20 protein-coding genes are annotated in these 20,881 nt (G+C 63.7%); 14 read left to right on the top strand and 6 right to left on the bottom strand.

Annotated elements, in window-relative coordinates:
- Positions 1 to 97: 97 nt before the first annotated feature.
- Together rlmKL and ACVOLL_RS09930 are read right to left on the bottom strand one after the other, a co-directional pair.
- Positions 98 to 2,236, bottom strand: coding sequence for a bifunctional 23S rRNA (guanine(2069)-N(7))-methyltransferase RlmK/23S rRNA (guanine(2445)-N(2))-methyltransferase RlmL (gene rlmKL, locus ACVOLL_RS09935; protein WP_481512755.1), 2,139 nt, complete (start codon positions 2,234 to 2,236; stop codon positions 98 to 100).
- A gap of 132 nt (positions 2,237 to 2,368) precedes the next feature.
- Positions 2,369 to 2,896 carry a hypothetical protein gene (locus ACVOLL_RS09930; protein WP_481512754.1) on the bottom strand — a complete coding sequence of 176 codons (528 nt, stop codon included), beginning with the start codon at positions 2,894 to 2,896 and terminating at the stop codon, positions 2,369 to 2,371.
- Between the two features lie 51 nt (positions 2,897 to 2,947).
- Between ACVOLL_RS09930 and ACVOLL_RS09925 the strand changes: the two genes are divergently transcribed.
- Complete coding sequence (locus tag ACVOLL_RS09925; protein ID WP_481512753.1) at positions 2,948 to 3,511, top strand: N-acetylmuramoyl-L-alanine amidase; 564 nt, start codon at positions 2,948 to 2,950, stop codon at positions 3,509 to 3,511.
- 19 nt (positions 3,512 to 3,530) lie between these two features.
- Here ACVOLL_RS09925 and ACVOLL_RS09920 read toward each other — a convergent pair whose 3' ends face one another.
- From ACVOLL_RS09920 to ACVOLL_RS09910, 3 genes are all read right to left on the bottom strand, one after another.
- Positions 3,531 to 4,451 carry a DUF1684 domain-containing protein gene (locus tag ACVOLL_RS09920; protein ID WP_481512761.1) on the bottom strand — a complete coding sequence of 307 codons (921 nt, stop codon included), beginning with the start codon at positions 4,449 to 4,451 and terminating at the stop codon, positions 3,531 to 3,533.
- 68 nt (positions 4,452 to 4,519) lie between these two features.
- Complete coding sequence (locus ACVOLL_RS09915) at positions 4,520 to 5,422, bottom strand: sulfurtransferase (RefSeq protein WP_481512752.1); 903 nt, start codon at positions 5,420 to 5,422, stop codon at positions 4,520 to 4,522.
- Positions 5,419 to 6,222 carry a CoA pyrophosphatase gene (locus tag ACVOLL_RS09910; protein WP_481512760.1) on the bottom strand — a complete coding sequence of 268 codons (804 nt, stop codon included), beginning with the start codon at positions 6,220 to 6,222 and terminating at the stop codon, positions 5,419 to 5,421. The genes ACVOLL_RS09915 and ACVOLL_RS09910 overlap by 4 nt, the downstream gene beginning before the upstream one ends.
- 331 nt (positions 6,223 to 6,553) lie before the next feature.
- Between ACVOLL_RS09910 and ACVOLL_RS09905 the strand changes: the two genes are divergently transcribed.
- Complete coding sequence (locus tag ACVOLL_RS09905) at positions 6,554 to 6,985, top strand: post-PEP-CTERM-1 domain-containing protein (protein ID WP_481508978.1); 432 nt, start codon at positions 6,554 to 6,556, stop codon at positions 6,983 to 6,985.
- Complete coding sequence (locus ACVOLL_RS09900) at positions 6,982 to 8,670, top strand: PA domain-containing protein (RefSeq protein ID WP_481512751.1); 1,689 nt, start codon at positions 6,982 to 6,984, stop codon at positions 8,668 to 8,670. Before ACVOLL_RS09905 ends, ACVOLL_RS09900 begins: the two co-directional genes overlap by 4 nt.
- Positions 8,671 to 9,047: 377 nt before the next feature.
- Here the strand turns inward: ACVOLL_RS09900 and ACVOLL_RS09895 are convergent, their stop codons facing one another.
- A complete protein-coding gene (locus ACVOLL_RS09895; protein ID WP_313169427.1) occupies positions 9,048 to 9,749 on the bottom strand; it encodes an FKBP-type peptidyl-prolyl cis-trans isomerase N-terminal domain-containing protein in 702 nt (233 codons plus the stop codon).
- 169 nt (positions 9,750 to 9,918) lie between these two features.
- Between ACVOLL_RS09895 and ACVOLL_RS09890 the strand changes: the two genes are divergently transcribed.
- The 11 genes from ACVOLL_RS09890 (at position 9,919) to phoU (ending at position 20,735) form a co-directional block, all read left to right on the top strand.
- Positions 9,919 to 10,701: an enoyl-CoA hydratase-related protein gene (locus ACVOLL_RS09890; RefSeq protein WP_481512750.1), complete on the top strand. Its 783-nt coding sequence runs from the start codon at positions 9,919 to 9,921 to the stop codon at positions 10,699 to 10,701.
- 7 nt (positions 10,702 to 10,708) lie between these two features.
- Entirely contained in the window at positions 10,709 to 11,068 is a 360-nt protein-coding gene (locus tag ACVOLL_RS09885) for a hypothetical protein (protein WP_481512749.1), read from the top strand.
- A 137-nt stretch (positions 11,069 to 11,205) separates the two neighbouring features.
- Positions 11,206 to 11,847 carry an endonuclease III gene (nth, locus tag ACVOLL_RS09880; protein ID WP_481512759.1) on the top strand — a complete coding sequence of 214 codons (642 nt, stop codon included), beginning with the start codon at positions 11,206 to 11,208 and terminating at the stop codon, positions 11,845 to 11,847.
- A gap of 169 nt (positions 11,848 to 12,016) precedes the next feature.
- Positions 12,017 to 13,228: an OprO/OprP family phosphate-selective porin gene (locus ACVOLL_RS09875; protein WP_481512748.1), complete on the top strand. Its 1,212-nt coding sequence runs from the start codon at positions 12,017 to 12,019 to the stop codon at positions 13,226 to 13,228.
- 262 nt (positions 13,229 to 13,490) lie between these two features.
- A complete protein-coding gene (locus ACVOLL_RS09870) occupies positions 13,491 to 14,270 on the top strand; it encodes a PA3715 family protein (RefSeq protein ID WP_481512747.1) in 780 nt (259 codons plus the stop codon).
- Between the two features lie 117 nt (positions 14,271 to 14,387).
- Positions 14,388 to 15,407: a phosphate ABC transporter substrate-binding protein PstS gene (gene pstS / locus ACVOLL_RS09865; protein ID WP_481508972.1), complete on the top strand. Its 1,020-nt coding sequence runs from the start codon at positions 14,388 to 14,390 to the stop codon at positions 15,405 to 15,407.
- A gap of 382 nt (positions 15,408 to 15,789) precedes the next feature.
- Positions 15,790 to 16,878 (top strand): phosphate ABC transporter substrate-binding protein PstS, encoded by a 1,089-nt coding sequence (gene pstS, locus ACVOLL_RS09860; RefSeq protein WP_481512746.1) that lies wholly within the window; start codon positions 15,790 to 15,792, stop codon positions 16,876 to 16,878.
- 297 nt (positions 16,879 to 17,175) lie between these two features.
- On the top strand, positions 17,176 to 18,147 hold the full coding sequence (pstC, locus tag ACVOLL_RS09855) for a phosphate ABC transporter permease subunit PstC (RefSeq protein WP_481512745.1): 972 nt from the start codon (positions 17,176 to 17,178) through the stop codon (positions 18,145 to 18,147).
- A complete protein-coding gene (pstA, locus tag ACVOLL_RS09850) occupies positions 18,147 to 19,010 on the top strand; it encodes a phosphate ABC transporter permease PstA (RefSeq protein WP_303746900.1) in 864 nt (287 codons plus the stop codon). Before pstC ends, pstA begins: the two co-directional genes overlap by 1 nt.
- 31 nt (positions 19,011 to 19,041) lie before the next feature.
- Positions 19,042 to 19,872 (top strand): phosphate ABC transporter ATP-binding protein PstB, encoded by an 831-nt coding sequence (pstB, locus tag ACVOLL_RS09845; RefSeq protein ID WP_481512744.1) that lies wholly within the window; start codon positions 19,042 to 19,044, stop codon positions 19,870 to 19,872.
- A 155-nt stretch (positions 19,873 to 20,027) separates the two neighbouring features.
- A complete protein-coding gene (phoU, locus tag ACVOLL_RS09840) occupies positions 20,028 to 20,735 on the top strand; it encodes a phosphate signaling complex protein PhoU (RefSeq protein ID WP_481512743.1) in 708 nt (235 codons plus the stop codon).
- Positions 20,736 to 20,881 lie beyond the last annotated feature (146 nt).

Genomic DNA, 20,881 nt, shown 5'->3' with positions numbered 1-20,881 from the left:
GCGGGGGTGGTGATTATCATTTTGGCGCCGGCCAGGTCGGCCCGGGGCACCACCGTCTATGCATTGGCCCCTCTTGGGGCCGCACTACAGTTGAGCCTTAGACCCGGCGCAGTTCCCAGGCGCGGTGGATGCGCGCGTTGCGCTCGAAATCCGGGCCGATGGTCTGTGCGGAGATTTCGCGGCAGATGGCGAACTCGGCAACCGCGTTCTCGTCCAGCTTGAAGCGACGGAAGTTGTTGGAGAAGTACAGCACGCCATCGGACGTCAAACGATCCATCGCTGCACGCAGCAGGCGCACGTGCTCGCGCTGGATGTCGAAGTCTTCAGCGCGCGCCGAGTTGGAGAAGGTCGGCGGGTCGCAGAAGATCACGTCGTAACGGTTCTTCTCCGCTTCCAGCCAGGTCATCGCGTCGCCCTGCACCAAGGTGTGCTGGCTGCCGCCCTTGCCGTTGAGCGCGAGATTGTCGGCGCACCACTGCAGATAGGTACCAGACAGATCCACGCTGGTCGTAGACGAGGCACCTGCAACCGCCGCTTCCACACTGGCCACGCCGGTGTAGCAGAACAGGTTGAGGAAGCGCTTGCCGCGGGCTTCCTGCGCCATATGCGTCCGCAACGGTCGGTGATCGAGGAACAGGCCAGTATCCAGGTAGTCGAACAGATTCACGCGCAGCAGCGCGTCGTTCTCGCGCACCAGGATGAACTCGCCACGCTGCTCGAAGCGGCCGTACTTGCTGCCGCCCTTGCCGCGCTCGCGCGACTTCAGCGCAACCTGCTCGGCCGGCACCTGGAACACTTCGCGGGCAGCATTCAGCAGCTCGTTGCGACGGCGGCGCACATCCACATCCGGAATGGTGGCCGGTGCGGCGTATTCCTGCACATGCAGGAAGGTGCGGTTCTTGCCACCGTCCTCGCGGTAGACGTCGATGGCCGCTGCGTATTCCGGCAGATCAGCGTCGTAGGCACGGAAGCAGGTGATGCCTTCGCGGTTCAGCCAGTTCTTGAATTTCTTGAGGTTCTTGCGCAGGCGGTTGGCGACCATCTGTGCGCCTTCGCTGAGCTCGCGCGGCTGGCCGGCGTTCTCACGCTCGGGCACCGCGATCGGATCACAGACGATCAGCGCGCACTCGATGGCGCCATTGAACATCTGGTACTTCTTGGCTGCGCGCAGGCCGGTGGCAAAGGCCAGATCGGCGCTGCCGCACAGCAGGCTTGCACGCCAGGTCGGCACCGCACGCTTGAGCGCATCGCCGATACGGCGATACAGCACGGTGTCGGCGGCCAGACGCTCGTCGTAGGGGGGGTTGCAGACCACGCAGCCGGTTTCCTGCGGCGGCACCTGCATATCGGCAACGTCACGCACACCGAACCAGATGGCTTCGCTGACGCCAGCGACTTCTGCATTTTCCTTGGCCGCACGGATTGCCTGCGGGTCGATATCGCTGCCATGGATGACCTGCTTGAGCGCAGCCCGGCCAACCTGCTCGCGCTCGCGCGCTTCGGCAGTCAATTCCTTCCACTGCGCCTGGTCAAAACCGCGCCAGCGGCTCGGCGGAATACTGCCGTGACGCTGCAGGCCCGGTGCCACGTCGGCGGCCATCAAGGCGCCTTCGATCAGCAAGGTGCCGCTGCCGCACATCGGGTCCAGCAAGCCGCCGCCTTCGGCGTGGATCTTCGGCCAGTTGGCGCGCAGCAGCACGGCAGCGGCCAGGTTTTCCTTCAGCGGCGCGTCGTTCTGCGCCATGCGCCAGCCGCGCCGGTGCATCGGGCCACCGCCCAGGTCGATCGAGATCGTTGCCCTGCCCTTGCGCAGCGACAGGTTGATGCGCACGTCCGGGAACTCGACGTTCACAGACGGCCGCTCCATGCCCTGCCCGCGCAGGCTGTCGACCACGCCATCCTTAACTCGCTGCGCGGCAAAACGCGCATGGGTGATGGCGGTGCCGGATACATGCGCGTCCACCGACAAGGTCAGCTCGGGGGTGATGTGCTGGTCCCACGGCATTGCCGCCACGCCCTGATACAGCGAGTTCTCGTCCGGGCACTCGAATTCCTGCAGCGGCCACAGCACGCGGCTGGCCAGGCGCGACCACAGCACCACACGCTGCGCATCGCGCAGCTCGCCCTCGGCATTGACGCCGGAGATGGTAGCGGTCGCCCGCGGCAGGCCCATCGCCAGCAGTTCGTCGGCGAGCAGGTATTCAAGGCCCTTGGCGCAGGAAACAAAGAAATTCACGGGAGATATCAACTTTCAGAAAGGGAATCAGGCCAGCCAGACGGGCGGGCACGGTGGCCAGCCCCGGGGCATCCAGGGCCTCTATTGTAGGCAGTTGCCCGTCGCGCCGTCGGATTCAGCCGGCAGCCGCGTTCACAAACCGCGCAGCAAGGCCTCAAAGGCCTGGCAGGAGGCATCCACATGGCGCATCAGGCGGTGGCCGTCGTCCACCAGCAGCAGCCGCGCCGAGCGCTCGGCAGCCCAGGCAATGACGTCGGCGGCCGGGATCAACTCGTCGTTCCAGGCGTGGACCACGCTGATCGGCACCGCCGCGGCGTCCAGCGCCGGCATTGGTCCCATCGTGGTCGGCGGCACCATCAGGAACAGCCCGGCAACCGGCACCTGCAGCGAGGTGATCGCCGAGATATAGGCACCCAAGCTCGACCCCGCCAGCACCAGCGGGCCACGTTCGGCCATTTCCGCTGCCCGTTCGACCAGCCGCTGCAGCCGCGCCGGCACGTCGCCGACCCGGCTGATCTCGTGCTTGGCGTCCAGGTCGGTGTAATCCGGGCGTTCGTGGCTCCAGCCCAGGCGTTCGGCCACATCGGCCAGCGCGGTGACCTTGGTGGCGTCCGGCCCGCTCTCAAAGCCGTGCGACAGAATGCAGTGGCCGCGGCTCATGGCTGGCGGCAAGTCATGGGGGAAATCATGGGCGAATGCTAGCATCCACGCATGCACCTGCCGCCCCCCATCATTGCCAAGCCACTGCCCTACGAACACCAGTTGGCGCAGCGCAAGCTCGCCGATATCGATCTGGTGGTGATCCACTGCACCGAGCTGCCGGACCTGGCCACGGCGCGCGAATACGGCGAACGTTCGCTTTACGACAACGGCAGCGGCAATAGCGGTCATTACTACATCGACCGCGATGGCAGCATCCAGCAATACATCGCGCTGGACCGCATCGCCCACCACGTGCGCGGCATCAACCCGCGTTCGATCGGCATCGAGCTGGTCAACCGCGGGCGTTGGCCAAACTGGTTCGACTCCAACAACCAGGCCATGAGCGAGCCCTACCCGGAAGCGCAGATCGCCGCCTTGGTGAGGTTGCTGGAATGGCTGCCGCAGGCAGTTCCGTCGCTGCGTTACATCGCCGGCCATGAGCAGCTGGATACCGCACTGGAGCCGGCCAGCGATGACCCCGGGCTCAGCGTGCAGCGCAAGCTCGATCCGGGCCCGATGTTCCCGTGGGAACTGGTGCTGCGGGCCATCGATCTGCAGCAGCTGCCGGACTGACCCGCACCCTGGCCGCCGCTTACTGCGGCAAGTACTGGAACTTCTCGCCGGCCGTCACCGCAAGATCCAGACGGTTGATGGCCGGCGCAATCGGGCACACCACGTGTGGGGTGAACGCGCAGGGCGGGTTTTCGGCGCGATTGAAGTCCAACTGCACCACACCATCGGTGGGCATGGCCGCGTACACATAGCGCGCGCCACCATAAGTTTCGCGGCCGCTGGTGCGGTCCGAGAGCAGGAAGAACAAGCGCCGTGATGGTGGCGCTGCCTCATCCAACACCGGCTGCAGGTGATAGCTGCGCCCATTGACCTCAAACACTGCCTCGCCCGGCACAACAGCCGGCAACGGGGTACCGATCGAAGTCAACAATACCGCCTGCTTGGGCGCGGGGAACGGCCGCCACTGCGCACTGATGTTCCATTTTGGCTCAACCGGGAAGTGCTCGACCACGCTGAACGCCAAGCGCCGTGGCGATTTCGGGTCGCGGTAGCGCCACCCAAGGATGTTGCCGGTGCGCACCAGATAGAACTCCGAATCGCCCACTTGAACGCGGCTGGCCTCGTTGACATGGGCCACGCCGGGGATCAAAACCGTCCGCAGCAGCGGCTGACCGTTCATCTGTGCACCCGCGCGGGTAGCGGAGGTGAAGGTGGCTTCGCCATCCCGGTCCACCTGCAGAAAACCAAGCTCGGCGGGGCCACTTGGCAACACCACATCATTGGCCGTGGCGCTGCCTACTCGATACGCACCGGCCTTGAGCCGGCCCGAGCCGGTATAGCTGAGCCAGCCATCGGGCGCGCGCAGTTCAGCCAGACGTTGCGTCCGCCACTGTTCAATGTCGCGCAGATACTGACGCGCTGCATCGTCGGACAAGCCGCTGCCTGGCGCATTGCATGCACCAAGAACTGCCGCCAACAGCGCTACACCTAGCCATTTCAATGAACGCACGCTTCCCCCGAAGCATTCATACCCATCGGCACCGCGCCCACTCGCGGCGTACTGATCACTCAAACTGTGGCGACCGGCCTACTTGCATCGCTGGACCAGCCACTCCAGGAATCACTGAACACACGCAGCCCCGGCAACCCGGCGTGCGCAAACGCCAGGGCGAGATGACAGGCGGTGACGCCCGAACCACACATCACCGCCATCTGCGCCGGTGCCTGCCCGGATAACAGCGGTGCCAGTTCGGCGCACAGCTCCTGCGCAGGACGGAAACGGCCATCACGCAGGTTCATGCCGAACGGCCGGTTCAGCGCGCCAGGTACATGCCCGGCTACCCGATCCAGCGGCTCGACTTCGCCGCGATAACGTTCACCGGCACGTGCATCAAGCAGCCACGCCGGCGTCTGCGACAAGCGCGACTGCACTTCATCGATGCTGACCACCTGGGCCATATCGAACTGACCGGGATAGGGCGACAACGCTGCGACTACAACCGGGGCCGCATCAAGTGCATGCCCTGCCGACTGCCACGCGGCCAGCCCACCATCAAGCACGGCGACCTTGCGATGACCGATCAATCGCAGCAACCACCACAGGCGCGCGGCCGCCATGCTGCCATCGGCCGCATCGTAGACCACCACCTGGGTATCGGGCGCAATGCCCCAGTGTCCCAGTCGTGCTGCAAAGACCTCACTGTCCGGCAACGGGTGCCGACCATGGCCTTGCTTGCGCATGTCGGAAAGATCTTTCTCCAGATCCGCATAGAGCGCACCGGGAATATGGCCAGCCGCATAGCCAGCGGCGCCGGACTGCTTGTCAGCCAACGAGTAGCGCGCATCCACCACCCGCAACGCGGTGCTGGCGGTGGCGCGGGCATCGACCAAGCGCAATTCGGGCTGCGCCAAGGCATTGGCCAGGTCCGCTACATCCACCAGCGTGGTCCACGAAACTCCGGCCTGGCTCATGCCACCTGCTCCAAACGACGACGAAGGTTATAGAGAATGGCTGCAGTCGCACCCCAGATGCGCTGCCCGGGCCAGCTGTATTCCATGACATGACGAATCCGCCCGCCATGCTCGATATCCACCTGGCGCAGATTGGCCGGATCCATCAGGTAATCCAGCGGCACTTCGAATACCTCGGCCACTTCACCGGGTTCGGGACGTGCGATGAACGCCGGATCCACCACCGCGACCACCGGCGTCACCCGGAAGCCAGTGATGGTGATGAACGGGTCCAGGTAACCCAAGGCCAATACCTGGCTGCGCGGCAGCGCGATTTCTTCATCGCTCTCGCGCAGCGCAGCTGCCAGCGGATTGCGGTCGACGGTTTCGATGCGGCCACCGGGAAACCCGACTTGTCCGCCATGGTTACGCAATGCTTCGGTACGGCGGGTCAAGATCACCTGCGTGCCCTGTGCGCGCGGCACCAGACCGGCCAGTACCGCCGCTTCCACAGGCGGCCCAGGCGGCAATAGATCCTCCAGTTCCGAGCGGTTCCAGCCCGGCCCGGTTGGCGCCCTGGTCAGTGGCATCAAGGCCTGCTGCAGCCGATCACGGCCCTGCAACTGCTCAGCAAACGCCTGCGCGTGGCGGGCGCGCCGTGGCAGCTCCTGTGTCATTACCCGCCGCCGCTCGTCCTCGCTCATGCGCATCCAAGCACCGATCTCGGCGCCATTGCGCCAGCAGCCACGGCAGTAGCCCTGCTCATCAAGCGCGCAGATGCCAATACAGGGGCTGGAGATGACACGAGCAGGTGCATCCATCAATTCCGACATCACGTAAGCGTAACGCGAGGCGCACTTTCGGACCAGTTACCCGCCTTTGCCTGCAAGGAATTTGCATTGTCCGGATGGCAATGGGAGCCGATTCTGCGGATCGGGCAACTCCCAAGCCCATTCATTATGTGACATCCATCAAACTATGGTTGAGCGGAGGTTCATCTAAGGGCACACTCCAGTTGCCGGCAGGGGGAACACGAACCATCCAATGCGCGTGACGCGCGTTCGATCAGCGTGGCTGTTGGACGCCTGCTTCGCACGCATATGGATGGAGCCTTATCGCTTTTCACTCTGTAAGCGGAGCTCGGAAATGAGAATGGCAAAACCCTCCTTGTTGTTATCGGCGCTGGCACTGTCCGCCAGCCTTTCAGTACAGGCCCATGAGCCGCCAACGGACGGCAACCCAAGCACCCCTACCGAAAGCGGCATGGTCGCCGGCATCGATGCCAAGACCGGCAAGCTGCGCAAACTCACCGATACCGAGATCCGCGCACTTTCCGACAAGGCAAACGCAATGCCCTCGGCAAGCCGCAGCGCCGCCGGAGCCAATGCCGCCTGGGCGCGCATTCCACAGACCGGTACCGATGCCGCCAAGACCGTGCGCCTGCAGAGCAACGGCATGAGCACGGCCGACCTGCCCCTGTCCGCGCTCAATTCGTTGAGCATCGAACGCACTGCCACCGGCGAAGTGCGGATCCTGGAGAACGGCGATCCGCTTTCCCATGGCAGACAGGAGGTGTCCGAATGAAGACGCTGCTGCTTTCGGCCGTCATCGGCACCTGCCTGCTCGGCGCCAACGCGCACGCCGCCATCATCACTCCCATCAACCAGGACCCTGCTGGCAAAGGCCTCAACGACCCCACCCTGCGTGCACCGGAAGGCGGCAATCCCGGCAAGACAGTGGGCGAGCAACGCCGCATCGTTTACCAGTTCGCCGCCGATCTGTGGGGCGCTGTATTGCAGAGCGACGTAGAAACATTCGTTGGTGCCAGCTTCCAGGACCTTACCTGCACAGCTACCGGTGGCACCCTCGGCTCGGCCGGCGCCTCTTGGATCGCGACCACGCCACCGACCGCCAACGCGCTGGGCATGGTCTACCACGCCCCATTGGCCAACGCCCTCAATGGCAGCCGCATCACCATTGCCAGTAACGGCACCGATATCACCAGTCGCTTCAACAACAATCTGGGCGGCAGCAACCCCGACGGCACACCGTGCATGACCGGCTCGGGCTGGTACTACGGACTGGACGGCAAGGCACCTGACAACCGGGTCAGCTTCCTCGACGTGGTGATGCACGAGATCGGCCATGGCCTGGGCTTTTCCGGCTTCGTCGGCTACACCAGCGGGCGACTGGGCGAACGCATCGGTATCCCGCAGTACTACGGCTACTCGGACGTCTATACCGAGAACGCATACGACAACCTGTCCGGCAAACGTTTCACCGAAGCCAGCATGACCAACGCGTTGCGCGCAACATCTATCAAGACCCGCGGTGCGCCAGCCTGGAATGGTGCAACCACCAAGGCACAGACACCACTGTGGCTGGACCCCGCAGTGGTGTTGTCTGTCAACGGCAGCAGCGTCGTCACCCAGTTCTTCGGTACCGCGTCCTTCGGCCCTGCGGCCACGCCGGCCAACTTCTCCGGTCCGGTGGTCATTGCCAACGATGGAACCGGCGCCGACAGCGCCGATGCCTGCGAAGCGATCCCCGCCGGCAGCCTCAGCGGCAAGGTTGCCTATATCAATCGCGGCAGCTGCGCGTTCGAGATCAAGGCAGCCAATGCGCAGGCAGCAGGCGCGGTCGCGGCGATCATCGGCAACGTTGCCAGTTCCGGCGACCCCGGCACCGCACCGGGCATGGCAGAGGATGCAAGCGTCAACGCCACCATCCCGACCCTGAGCGTCAACCTTGCCGATGCCAATCTGATCAAGGCAGCGGCGCAGGCAGGCACGGCGCTGACTGCAGCACTGGGAGAAGTTGCAGGACGTTATGCCGGTGCCGATGCCAGCGGGCGTCCGCTGCTGTACGCACCGGCGGTGGTTGCCAGCGGATCGACGTTCTCACACTTCGAAAGTGTGTTGATCCCCGATGCCCTGATGGAGCCGGCCAACAGCCCCAATACCGACGCCGGGCGCATGGTCGACCTCACCCTGGCAGCGTTTGTCGACGAAGGCTGGGATTTGAACGCAGGCACTGCTCGCATCGGCAGCTGCGATACGGGGGTAAAGCTGTTCAAGAACCCCGGTTTGATCGCAGGCGCCAATGTGCAGGCACAGGACCGTCTGTGCCGAACGACGGCCAACGGCAACCGTGCGCTCTACCTGCGCTGCATGAACGACACCGCTGCCTCGCTGAAAGCCGTCAATCTGATCAGTACCGTTGAACAGGCCGGCATCCGCACTTGCGCTGCCAAGGTGACCACGCCGTAAATCCAGTCGAGCAGAGATTGCCGGTAGTGCCGAGCCATGCTCGGCAGAGGCTCTACAAGCGAAACCAGCAGCTCGTCCAGAAACAGCACTGGATGGTGACAAAGAGCCGGCGCCTTGATGACGTCGGCTCTTCTTTTTTGCACAACACTGAAAGCTACCTGGCCTGCAACAACCCAGCTTGCGATGGTCGGCTACTGCGGCCTTGGCCGGTTGCGCGCCTGCACTAGGCTGATCGTTGATGAAGCGCTCCTGCTGGTGTCACTGGTAAAGCCCCTGCCGAGCATGGCTCGGCACTACCGGCATCGAGTGCGCATTTCAGGCAAAAAGAAAGCGCCGGTGTTGCCACCGGCGCTTCTTGTTACATCACTGGTTCGCGCTTACTTGACGCTGACCAGCTTGATCTCGAACTGCACGGCCACGTTCGGCGGGAACGGGGTGCGCGGGTCGGCACCGTAGGCCTTGTCCGGCGGCAGGGTCACTTCCCACTTGGCGCCAGCCGGCATCTGCAGCAGGGTTTCGCGCATGGCAGCCATTTCCACTTCGCTCAGCTTGATCGACGGAATCGACTGTGCCGGGCGAGCTTCGGTCGGACGCTGGCCGTACGGGAACGGACCGGCAACTTCCAGTGCAACGGTGCTGGCCTGGGTCGGCTTGGCACCAGCACCGGCTTCAATCACGCGGTATTGCACGCCGCTGGCCAGGGTCTGCACGCCGGCCTTGGCCTTGTTGGCGGCAATGAACTGGTCACTGCGGGTCTTGTTTTCAGCAGCAGCCTTTTCGTACTCGGCCTTGGCAGCCTGGGCACGGCCCTGCTCGCGACGCTGGAAGGCTTCAACGGCCGGCTTCAGCTGATCGGCGGTGATCGCCGGCTGCTTCTTGGCGTAGGCATCCTGCAGACCCTTCACCACCGAAGCGATGTCCAGCTGCTCGCCACGACCGGTGAGCTCAGCCAGGTTGTTGCCGTAGTCATAGCCGAAGTAATAGCTCAGCTTGCCCTTTTCGGACGCGATGTCCTGGGCGAAAGCGGTGCCGGTGACGGCCAGGGCGGCCACGGCGACCGCGATAGAACGCAACTTCATCAAACAGTTCTCCAGGAATGGTGTCTCAGGGCAAGCATGCCGCTAGAGGCGACGGGTTAGGATAGCCGTCACAAAGGCTGTCCGCCACTGACGACGCTCACCTATGACCGTCTTCGGTTGAAAGAGTTCAATTCATTACTTTTTTTTAACGTTTCGAGGCTTTTCCCTTATGTCCGAGTCACCGGTTTCGATCAGCACCCAGGCAGGCGTCCGCACCATCACCGTGCAGCGCCCGGAGAAGCTCAACGCCCTCAACCGGCTGACCCTGGAAACACTGGATGCAGCCTTTGCCGAAGCGGCGCAGGCTGAGGACGTAAGAGTGGTAATCCTTACCGGTGCTGGCAACAAAGCCTTCGTTGCCGGGGCGGATATCTCTGAGATGAACACGCTGACCCCGGTTCAGGGCCGCGACTTCTCGCTGGTCGGGCAGCGCCTGATGCGCCGGATCGAGCGCCTGAACAAGCCGGTCATCGCCATGGTGAATGGTTTTGCACTGGGCGGCGGCATGGAACTGGCCATGGCCTGCCACCTGCGCATCGCCGCCGACAGCGCCAAGGTCGGCCAGCCGGAGATCAATCTGGGCTTGGTTCCGGGCTTCGGCGGCACCCAGCGCCTGCTGCGCCTGGCCGGTCGTGCGGCCGCGCTGGAACTTTGCCTGCTTGGTGCGCCGATCAGCGCCGAGCGCGCCCTGCAGCTGGGTCTGGTCAACCGCGTGGTGCCGGCTGCCGAACTGGAAGCAGAGACCACCAAGCTGGGCGAGCAGCTGGCCAACGCAGCACCGCTGGCCCTGCGCGGCATTCTCGACGCGATCAACGTCGGTGGTGAGTGTGCTATCGAAGAAGGACTGGAATACGAAAGCGCGCAGTTCGGCCTGGTGTTCTCCACCGACGACATGCGCGAAGGCACCAGCGCCTTCCTGGAACGTCGCAAGCCGGAATTCAAGAATCGCTGAGTTGTCCATGTCCAACGCAAGCGCCATGCCACGCCAACTGCTGCAATTCGTACTGGACGATGATCTGGATGCGGCGCTGCACGCCGGGCTGATGGACTACCTGCCACAGCCCGGCGACGAGCTGCTGGACTCTGCGTACCCGCAGCTGCCACAGCAACTGCAGCAGGCCCAGCAGCAGCTGCGCACAGCCTGGGCTGCACGTGAGCGCTATCGCGCCCGCGCCGCGCGACTTGAACGTCGCGATGCCGAACGGCAAGCGCGTCGTGCGCCACCGCCGGTAGCAGACAGCAAGCCTGCCCTGCCCTCGGCGGCGGCGGCAATCCTGGCGCGGGCCAAGGCGCGCGCCGCAGACAAGTCAGGCACATGACAACAGTGGCAGTGAAGAAATCAACGACGAAGAACACCGCCGCAAAGAAGATCGGCGCCAAGAAGATCGCGGTAAAGAAAGCCCCGGAAAAAAAGCCCGCAGCGGTGAAAGCCACGTCCACACGTGGTAGCAAACGCATGAATGCCGGCGAAGTGCTGGAGATGTTCACACGCCTGCGTGAGCTCAACCCACACCCGACCACCGAGTTGGAGTACAGCTCACCGTTCGAGCTGCTGGTGGCGGTGACCTTGTCGGCGCAGGCCACCGATGTCGGCGTCAACAAGGCTACCCGCAAATTGTTCCCGGTGGCCAATACCGCCCAGGCCATTCTTGCCTTGGGCGAAGAAGGACTGAAGCCCTACATCGCCACCATTGGCCTGTTCAACGCCAAGGCCAAGAACGTGATTGCCGCCTGCGCGATCCTGGTGGAGAAATACGGCGGCGAAGTGCCAGCCGAACGTGCCGCACTGGAGGCCTTGCCCGGGGTTGGCCGCAAGACCGCAAACGTGGTGCTCAATACCGCCTTCGGTCAGCCGACGATGGCGGTGGACACGCATATTTTCCGCGTCTCCAACCGCACCGGGCTCGCTCCTGGCAAGGATGTGCGCGTGGTCGAGGATGGTCTGATGAAGGTGATTCCAGAAGAATTTCTGCAGGATGCGCACCACTGGCTGATCCTGCACGGGCGCTATGTCTGCAAGGCGCGCAAGCCGGATTGTCCGCAGTGCGTGATCCGCGACCTCTGCCACTTCAAGGACAAGACCGCCGACGCTGCGTAAGCGTCGGCGGCTGCCATCTGCACGACACTTTCCGGTAACAGCTCCAAGGCCCAATACGCAGGCCCTTGCGCCACAAGGCCGAAGCTGGTCGCCGAACTGTCACATTTACGCAATCTTTACGCCCTAGCCTTCGCAGCAACCTCCAACTGCCTGCAAGGCTACCCACCCAATGAAACTGCATCGCCAACTCCTCACTGCGGCCGTGGCTGCTGCACTGTTCGCGCCGGCTGCACACGCTGAAGTCGCCATTGACGTTATTGGCGGTTCCGAAATCACCTTCGAAGGCCTGGTCCAGGCTGACGGCAACTGGTTCAGCAATGACAAGGCCGACTTGAACGGCAACACCGGCAAGAACGGCAAGGACAGCGAGTTCGAACTGCGCCGCGCCGAGCTGGTGCTGAAGGGCAAGGGCCCGGGCAATATCGAATGGGTGGTCGGCTACGACGCCAAGGCCGACAAGTTCCTGGACACCAACGTCAAGTACAAGCTGGGCGGCAACAGCAACCACTTCCTGCAGGCCGGCCAGTACAAGCAGCCGAACAGCCTGGAAGAACTGTCCAGCACCAAGAACAACGACTTCATCTCCAAGGCAACCGTGACCAACACCTACGCAGTTGCGCGCCGCCTCGGCGTTGGCTACGGCGTCGGCGACGCCAACTGGTCGGTCACCGCTTCGGCCTTCGGCCGCGAGCTGACCCGTGACCTCGCTCATGGCAGCGGCTACGGCGTGCGCGGCACCTTCGCCCCGATCAACGAGAAGGGCAACATCCTGCACCTGGGCCTGAGCTACGTCGACTACGACACCGACGCCGACCTACTGCGCCTGCGCGCCCGCCCGAACGCCGACCTGGCTACCGTGCGCCTGGTCGACAGCGGCGACCTGAAGGACACCGACCGCCTGAGCACCATCGGTGCTGAAGCCATGTACGTGCGCGGCCCGTTCAAGGCCCAGGGTGAGTACTACAGCTCCAAGGCCAAGCGCTACGACCACGGCAACTACAGCACCGACGGTTACTACATCAGTGGCGTGTGGAACGTCACCGGTGAGACCTGGGGCTATAAGGGCGGCACCCCGAGCCTGGGCCTGCCGGACGAGCCGGGCCGTGGCATGTGGCAGCTGGGCGCACGCTTCGACCACATCGATCTCAACGACGGCGGCCTGAAGGCCCCGGCCGTGGTCGGCGGCACCCCGCTGGTGGACGGCGTGCTCGGCGGCAAGATGGACATCTGGACCGTTGGCGCCAACTGGTACTGGCGTTCGAACTTCAAGGCCTCGCTGAACTATGTGATGGTCGACAGCAACAAGTACTCCTCGTCGAGCAAGAAGTTCGTCAGCGACAAGCCGGACATCCTGGAAGCGCGCCTGCAGTTCTTCTGGTAAGCATTGGCTGCAAGCAACACCACGAACGCCCCGCAAGGGGCGTTCGTCGTTGCAGCGGCTTTGATTTTGTAGGAGCGGCGTAAGCCGCGAAGCTGGTGGTCCGGCCGTGAGACTGATTTCCGCAAACTGAAAATGCACGAGCTTCGCGGCTTACGCCGCTCCTACAACGGCAGGCGCCGCTGCGCTGACTGAAGCTGTGTAAGCTTCGCAGCTTACGCAGCTCCCACAGCCAACTACGGGGGCGCTCCAACCGGACGGATCCATGCGCACCCCACTGCTTCTACTGCTGCTCTGCCTGTCTTTCGCCAGCTTTGCCCAGGACTGTGGTGATGACGCCACTGCGCGCATCATCCAGGCATACCAACAGCGCGACACCGCAGTCCTGCCCGATCGCTCCGGCTGGAGCATCGACAGCGAGCGCGGCGCGTGCCGGGTGTGGCCAGCGAATACTTCGTTGACCTTGGTCGCAGTGCCGTTTCTGGGCCCACTGGGACCCAATGGTGATTCCCAGTCGGGCGATCTGGATGTACTGGTGGTCGACAGCGCCAGCCTGCGTCCACGCGCAGCACTCCGCCTATCTGACGTGATGAGCAGCGATGCCATCCATGTCGACAGCGTCAGTCTGGATACCGCGCGCTACAACCTTTCACCCAGCGTGCGTGCGTTCGGTGTCCGCAGCTCGCGCAGCAATTCTTCGCAGCCCAACCCTTTCAGCGAAACCCGTCTGCAGCTGCTGGTGATCAACGAAAGCCAGCTCGAGGCGATTACCGAGCAGATCGTCATGTCAAGCAACGGCGGCGAATGGGACACACGCTGTGCCGGTGAGTTCCATGAAACAAAGCGCACGCTGGAAGTTGGCCCCGCCCCGGCGCAGGGCTGGGCCACGCTGACGGTACGTGAGCGCAGCGCCAGCACCGTCAGCCGCGAAGATGCAGCTGGCAGCTGCACTGAAGAGCGCGAGGACCACCCCGTTCGCAGTTTCAAGCTGCAGCCGAAGGGTCGCAGCTACCCGCTACCCAGCGAGATCAAAGCAACATTCTGATGACAGGCGTCATTGTCATTTGAACGTCATGTGACAGACGCTGCACTGTCATCAAATCGTTATGGAATAGGCGCCGGGCGGAACTCACCGCACATTCACACCTCCCAGGAGCCACTTGTGATCCACGCCATCAAATCGCGCGCAGCCGTTGCCATCCTCGCTGCGTCGTCCGTGTTCGCCGCCAATGCTGCCGATGTCACCGGCGCCGGCGCGTCCTTCATCTACCCGGTCATGTCCAAGTGGTCGGCGGATTACAACACCGCTACCAGCAAGCGCGTGAACTACCAATCGATCGGCTCGGGCGGCGGCATTGCCCAGATCAAGGCCAACACGGTGGACTTCGGTTCGTCCGATGCCCCGCTGAAGCCGGAAGAACTGGCTGCGGCCGGCCTGGTGCAGTTCCCATCGGTGATCGGCGGCGTGGTGCCGGTACTCAATGTGCCGGGCGTTGAAGCCGGTGCAATGAAGCTGGATGGCCCGACCCTGGCCAACATCTTCCTCGGCAAGATCAGCAAGTGGAATGACCCGGCCATCGCTGCGCTCAACGCCGGCCTGACCCTGCCGGACACCAAGATCACCGTCGTGCACCGTTCCGACGGTTCGGGCACCACCTTCAACTTCGTCAACTTCCTGTCCAAGGTCAACGCTGACTGGAAGACCACCGTCGGTGAAGGCACCAGCGTCCAGTGGCCGGTCGGCATCGGCGGCAAGGGCAACGAAGGCGTGGCCGCCTACGTCAAGCAGATCCGCGGCTCGATCGGTTACGTCGAGTTCTCCTACGCCCTGCAGAACCGCCTGACCTTCTCGCGCATGAAGAATGCCGCCGGCAATTTCGTGCAGCCGCGCGACGAGACCTTCTCGGCCGCTGCCGCCAGCGCCGACTGGGCGAACGCACGTGACTTCTACCTGGTGATGACCAACGCCCCGGGTGAGCAGGCTTGGCCGATCACCGCCACCAACTTCATCCTGATGCGCAAGCAGCCGAAGACGGCTGAAGGCGCCAAGGCCGCCGTCGAATACTTCCGCTGGATCTACGCCAACGGCGACGCCCAGGCCCGTCAGCTGGACTACGTGCCGCTGCCGGACCCGCTGGTCCGCCAGATCGAAACCTACTGGCAGCAGAACCTGCGCTACTGAGTAAAGAGCCGGCGGGACCCTCTCCCTCGTCGTCTCAAGCGCGGATCAGGTGATCCGCGCTTTTTTTTCATCATTTTTGTGGGAGCGGTGTAAACCGCGAAGCGGAAAATTCCCAAAGTCCCGTAGAGCCGAGCCATGTTCGGCTGAGGCTTTACCGGGAAGGGCCCCTGCCGAGCATGGCTCGGCACTACAGGCATTCCCGGAAAGCCCCGCCTCCGGGCCACATTTCTGCCTTTCAGGGCGCCATCCGCCTGGCCGATGGCCATTGATTCTGTGAGCTTTTTCAGATTTTTTTCACGATGTAATCAGGCTGTAACAAAAACATCATTTCATAGCCGCATCCGCCGGCGCTGCCGGCATTTCTCCCGCTATGGAGTGACGCATGAAGCTGCACACGACCGGTCTTGCCGCCCTTTCGCTGGCCATCGCCCTGGGCCTGTCGGCCTGTGGTGACAAGGGTAACCAGGCCGCTTCCGGCCCAGATGCCGCGGGTGCTTCCGCAGCGGCCGCCGGTGACAAGGTTGCCGTCGAAATCTCCGGCGCCGGCGCATCGTTCATCTTCCCGCTGGTGTCCAAGTGGTCGGCAGACTACAACGCTGCTACCGGCGCCAAGATCAACTACCAGTCAATCGGCTCGGGTGGCGGCATCGCCCAGATCAAGGCCGGTACGGTCGACTTCGGCTCCTCCGACAAGCCGCTTTCCACCGAAGAACTGGCGCAGGCAGGCCTGGGCCAGTTCCCGTCGGCAATCGGTGGCGTGGTGCCGGTGGTCAACCTGGAAGGTCTGCAGCCGGGCCAGCTGCGCCTGAGCGGCCCCCTGCTGGCTGACATCTTCCTGGGCAAGATCAAGACCTGGAACGACAAGGCCATCGTCGATGCCAACCCGGGCGTGACCCTGCCGGATACCAAGATCACCCTGGTGCACCGCTCCGACGGTTCGGGCACCACCTTCAACTTCTCCAACTACCTGTCCAAGGTCAGCGGTGAGTGGAAGGAAAAAGTAGGCGAAGGCACCTCGGTGCAGTGGCCGGACGGCGTCGGCGGCAAGGGCAACGAAGGCGTTGCTTCCTACGTGCAGCAGATCAAGGGCTCGGTCGGTTACGTCGAGCTGGCCTACGCACTGCAGAACAACATGCCGTATGCCTCGATGCAGAACGCTGCCGGTACCTGGGTGCAGCCCACCGCCGAGACCTTTGCCGCCGCTGCTGCCAGCGCCGACTGGGCCAACGCCAAGGACTTCAACCTGGTGATCACCAACGCACCGGGCGCCAATGCATGGCCGATCACTGCCACCAACTTCATGCTGATGCACAAGCAGCCTAAGGATGCCAAGCGCAGCGCCGATACCCGCGCGTTCTTCAAGTGGGCTTTCGAGAACGGCAAGACCCAGGCCAACGAGCTGCACTACGTGCCGCTGCCGGCTGAGCTGGTCACCCAGATCGAGGCGTACTGGGCCGCTGAGTTCAAGTGACGCACTGGCGCGGGGCTGCCAAGCGGCCCCGCCTTTGCCAGTGCGTCATCCCCGCGCAGGCGGGGATCGCTCGTGATTCTGCTTTTGCTGTTGCTGTTGCTGTTGCTTTTGTTCCTGCCTTGCCGTTGAAGTCACACGCACCATCAACGGCAAGAGCGATTCCCGCCTACGCGGGAATGACGGCTGAAAAGCGATTCCCGCCTACGCGGGAATGACGAACAAAAGCAGAAACGACGGCTCCCCCCTCCAACGAGGGACTGATATTTCACCGCATCCTCCTGGGCCCCTGCCGCTGCCATGAATGCCATTGCACCGTCCCTAGCTTCCTCGCCCACGTCGCGCGACCTGCGTGACGCCCGCAACGAGCGTCTGTTCCGCTGGTTCCTGGTCGCCACCGTCGTCTTCGTCCTGGTCGCCCTGGCCGGCGCCGCACTGTCCATGCTCTGGGGCGGCCGCCACGCGCTGCAGGAGCAGGGCCTGAGCTTCTTCTACTCCTCCGAGTGGAATCCAGTCGAGAACAAATTCGGTGCACTGGCACCGATCTACGGCACCATTGTCACCGCGCTGATCGCAATGTTGATCGCCGTGCCGGTGAGCTTCGGCATCGCCTTCTTCCTGACCGAAGTCGCGCCACGCTGGCTGCGTGGCCCGGTCGGCACCGCCATCGAACTGTTGGCAGGCATCCCATCGATCATCTACGGCATGTGGGGCCTGTTCGTACTGGTGCCGGTGATGACCGAGTACGTCACCCCGTTCCTCAATGACCACCTTGGCCCACTGCCGGTGATCGGCGCCTTGTTCCGCGGCCCGCCGCTGGGCATCGGCATGCTCACCGCCGGCTTCGTGCTGGCGATCATGGTCATCCCCTTCATCTCCTCGGTGATGCGTGAAGTCTTCCTCACCGTTCCGACCCGCCTGAAGGAATCGGCCTACGCGCTGGGTTCGACCAAGTGGGAAGTGAGCTGGGACATCGTGCTGCCCTACACCCGCTCCGCGGTGATCGGCGGCGTATTCCTCGGCCTGGGCCGTGCGCTCGGCGAAACGATGGCGGTGGCCTTCGTGATCGGCAACAGCGTGCGCCTGACCCCCTCGCTGCTGGAGCCCGGCACCACCATCGCCGCACTGATCGCCAACGACTTCGGCGAAGCCACTGAAACCTACCGTTCGGCGCTGCTGCTGCTCGGCTTCGTATTGTTCATCGTCACCTTCGTGGTGCTGGCACTGGCCCGCCTGATGCTGATGCGACTGTCCCGCAAGGAGGGCAACTGATGTCCGCTTCCGCTGATTCGCTGTACCTGCGCCGTCGCGTCGTCAATGTCGTGGCCCTGTTCATGGGTTGTGCCACCGCCTTGTTCGGTCTGTTCTTCCTCGGCTGGATCCTGTGGACGCTGCTGTCCAAGGGCCTGCCGGGCATCAATCTGGATCTCTTCACCAAGATGACGCCGCCGCCGATGCAGGAAGGCGGTCTGCTCAATGCCTTCTTCGGCAGTGCGGTGATGTGTGCAATGGCCATCGGCATCGGCACGCCGCTGGGCGTCGCCGCCGGCACCTGGCTGGCCGAGTACGGCAACGCCCGCAAGGCCGGCACCGTGGTCCGCTTCGTCAATGACATCCTGCTGTCGGCACCGTCCATCGTGCTCGGCCTGTTCGTCTACACGCTGTACGTGATGCAGACCGGCGGCCAGTTCTCGGCATTTGCAGGCGCGCTGTCGCTGGCCTTCATCGTGCTGCCGGTGGTGATCCGTACCACCGACGAAATGCTGCGACTGGTACCGGTGCAGATGCGCGAAGCTGCGTTGGCACTCGGCGTACCGCAATGGAAAGTAATCATGCAGGTGCTGTACCGCAGCGCCATGGCCGGCATCGTCACCGGCATCCTGCTGGCCCTGGCCCGCATCTCCGGCGAAACCGCGCCGCTGCTGTTCACCGCCTTCGGCAATCAGTACTGGAACAGCAACGTCATGCAGCCGATGGCCTCGGTGCCGGTGGTGATGAACCAGTTTGCCGGCAGCCCGTATGAATCCTGGCAGGTGTTGGCTTGGGCAGGTGCCCTGGTGCTGACCGTGTTCGTCCTGCTGGTCAGCCTCTCCGCGCGCGGCCTGCTGCTGCGCAACCGCATCTCGAACGACTGAACTTAAACGATTGATTGCCATGGACCTTCCCATGAACGACCTCAGCAACGCCGTACCGATGCAGCGCATCTCCGTGCCCGCCGCCAACCAGTCGCTGCACACGCCGGCGCCGGTCAAGCTGGCAGCACGCGGCCTGGACTTCTACTACGACAAGTTCCACGCGCTGAAGAGCATCAACCTGGAGATTCCGGAAAAGCGTGTCACCGCGCTGATCGGCCCCTCCGGTTGCGGCAAGTCCACCCTGCTGCGCATCTTCAACCGCATCTACGCGCTATACCCCAAGCTGGAAGCGCGTGGTGAAGTGCTGCTGGACGGCGAGAACATCCTTTCGCCCAAGTACCCGATGAACCGCCTGCGCTCCAAGGTCGGCATGGTGTTCCAGAAGCCGGTGCCGTTCCCGATGACCATCTTCGAGAACGTCGCCTACGGCATCCGCCACCACGAGAAGCTGTCCAAGGCCGACATGACCGTACGCGTCGAGCAGGCGCTGCGTCAGGGCGCACTGTGGGACGAAGTGAAGGACAAGCTCAACCAGAGCGCGCTGGGCCTGTCTGGCGGCCAGCAGCAGCGTCTGTGTATCGCCCGCGCCGTGGCCCTGCGCCCGGACGTGCTGCTGCTCGACGAGCCGACCTCGGCGCTGGACCCGATCTCCACCAGCCGCATCGAGCAGCTGGTCGAAGAATTGAAGAACGACTACACCATCGCCATCGTCACCCACAACATGCAGCAGGCCGCGCGCGTCTCCGACTACACCGCCTTCATGTACCTGGGCGACCTGATCGAACACGACCGCACCGAAACCATCTTCTCCAACCCCTCCAAGCAGCAGACCGAGGATTACATCACCGGTCGCTTTGGCTGAGGCTGGCGCAGGCGGACCGTGAATCGGTCCGCCGCCCGCTGGACGCCTGGCCATGGACGGCCAAGCCGCACTCCGAAGCCAGATGTATGCCATGGATGGCAACGCAGCTCCCGAACGAATGCAGTCCCACCCGAACAGTCTCCAGCGAGCATTCCATGAATCTTCCCAACGACCACATCGTCAAGAGCTATGACGAAGAACAGCAGCGACTGGTAGCCGAGATCGTGCGCATGGGCGAAATGTCCGTTGCCCAGCTCGAAGCCGCGCTGGACGTGATCGAACGCCGCGACGAGAAGGCCGCGCAGCGCATCGTCGCCAACGACGAGGCCATCGACCAGCTCGAGCAGCAGATCAGCCACGACGTGATGCGCCTGGCCCTGCGTGGGCCGATGGCCCGCGACCTGCGCGAGATCCTCGCCGGCCTGCGCATCCCCGCCGACATCGAGCGCATCGGCGACTATGCCGCCAACGTCGCCAAGCGCTCCATCGCGCTGGCCGCAGTGCCGCCACTGCCGCAGATCCAGGGCGTACGCGCACTCGGCCGGCTCGCCGCGCAGCAGGTCCGCCGCGCGATGGAAGCCTACCGCGACAACGATGCCGAGGCCGCGCTGAAACTGCGTGCCGACGACGCGCGTCTGGACGCCCAGTACACCGCGCTGTTCCGCGAGTTGCTGACCTACATGATGGAAGACCCGCGCAACATCACCCCGTGCACGCACCTGCTGTTCATGGCCAAGAACCTGGAGCGCATCGGCGACCATGCCACCAACATCGCCGAGAACGTGTGGTTCCTGGTACACGGTGATGCGCCGCTGCCGCCGCGCGAGAAGCGTGACGAAACCAGCACGGTCGATCACGCCTGATCCGTTCTAGTAAGGCCGCTGCGCATATGCGCAGCGCCCGCGTTGTCCAAGGCGCCGGCCACCGCTGATGGTCGCTATCCGCTGAATCAAACGGGCCCCAAGCGGGCCCTTTTGCCGTTCCAACGATGGCAAGGTCGCGCCGTTGA

It is taken from the genome of Stenotrophomonas sp. STEN035, from assembly GCF_056759935.1.
This window is presented reverse-complemented; position numbering and strand designations above follow the sequence as displayed.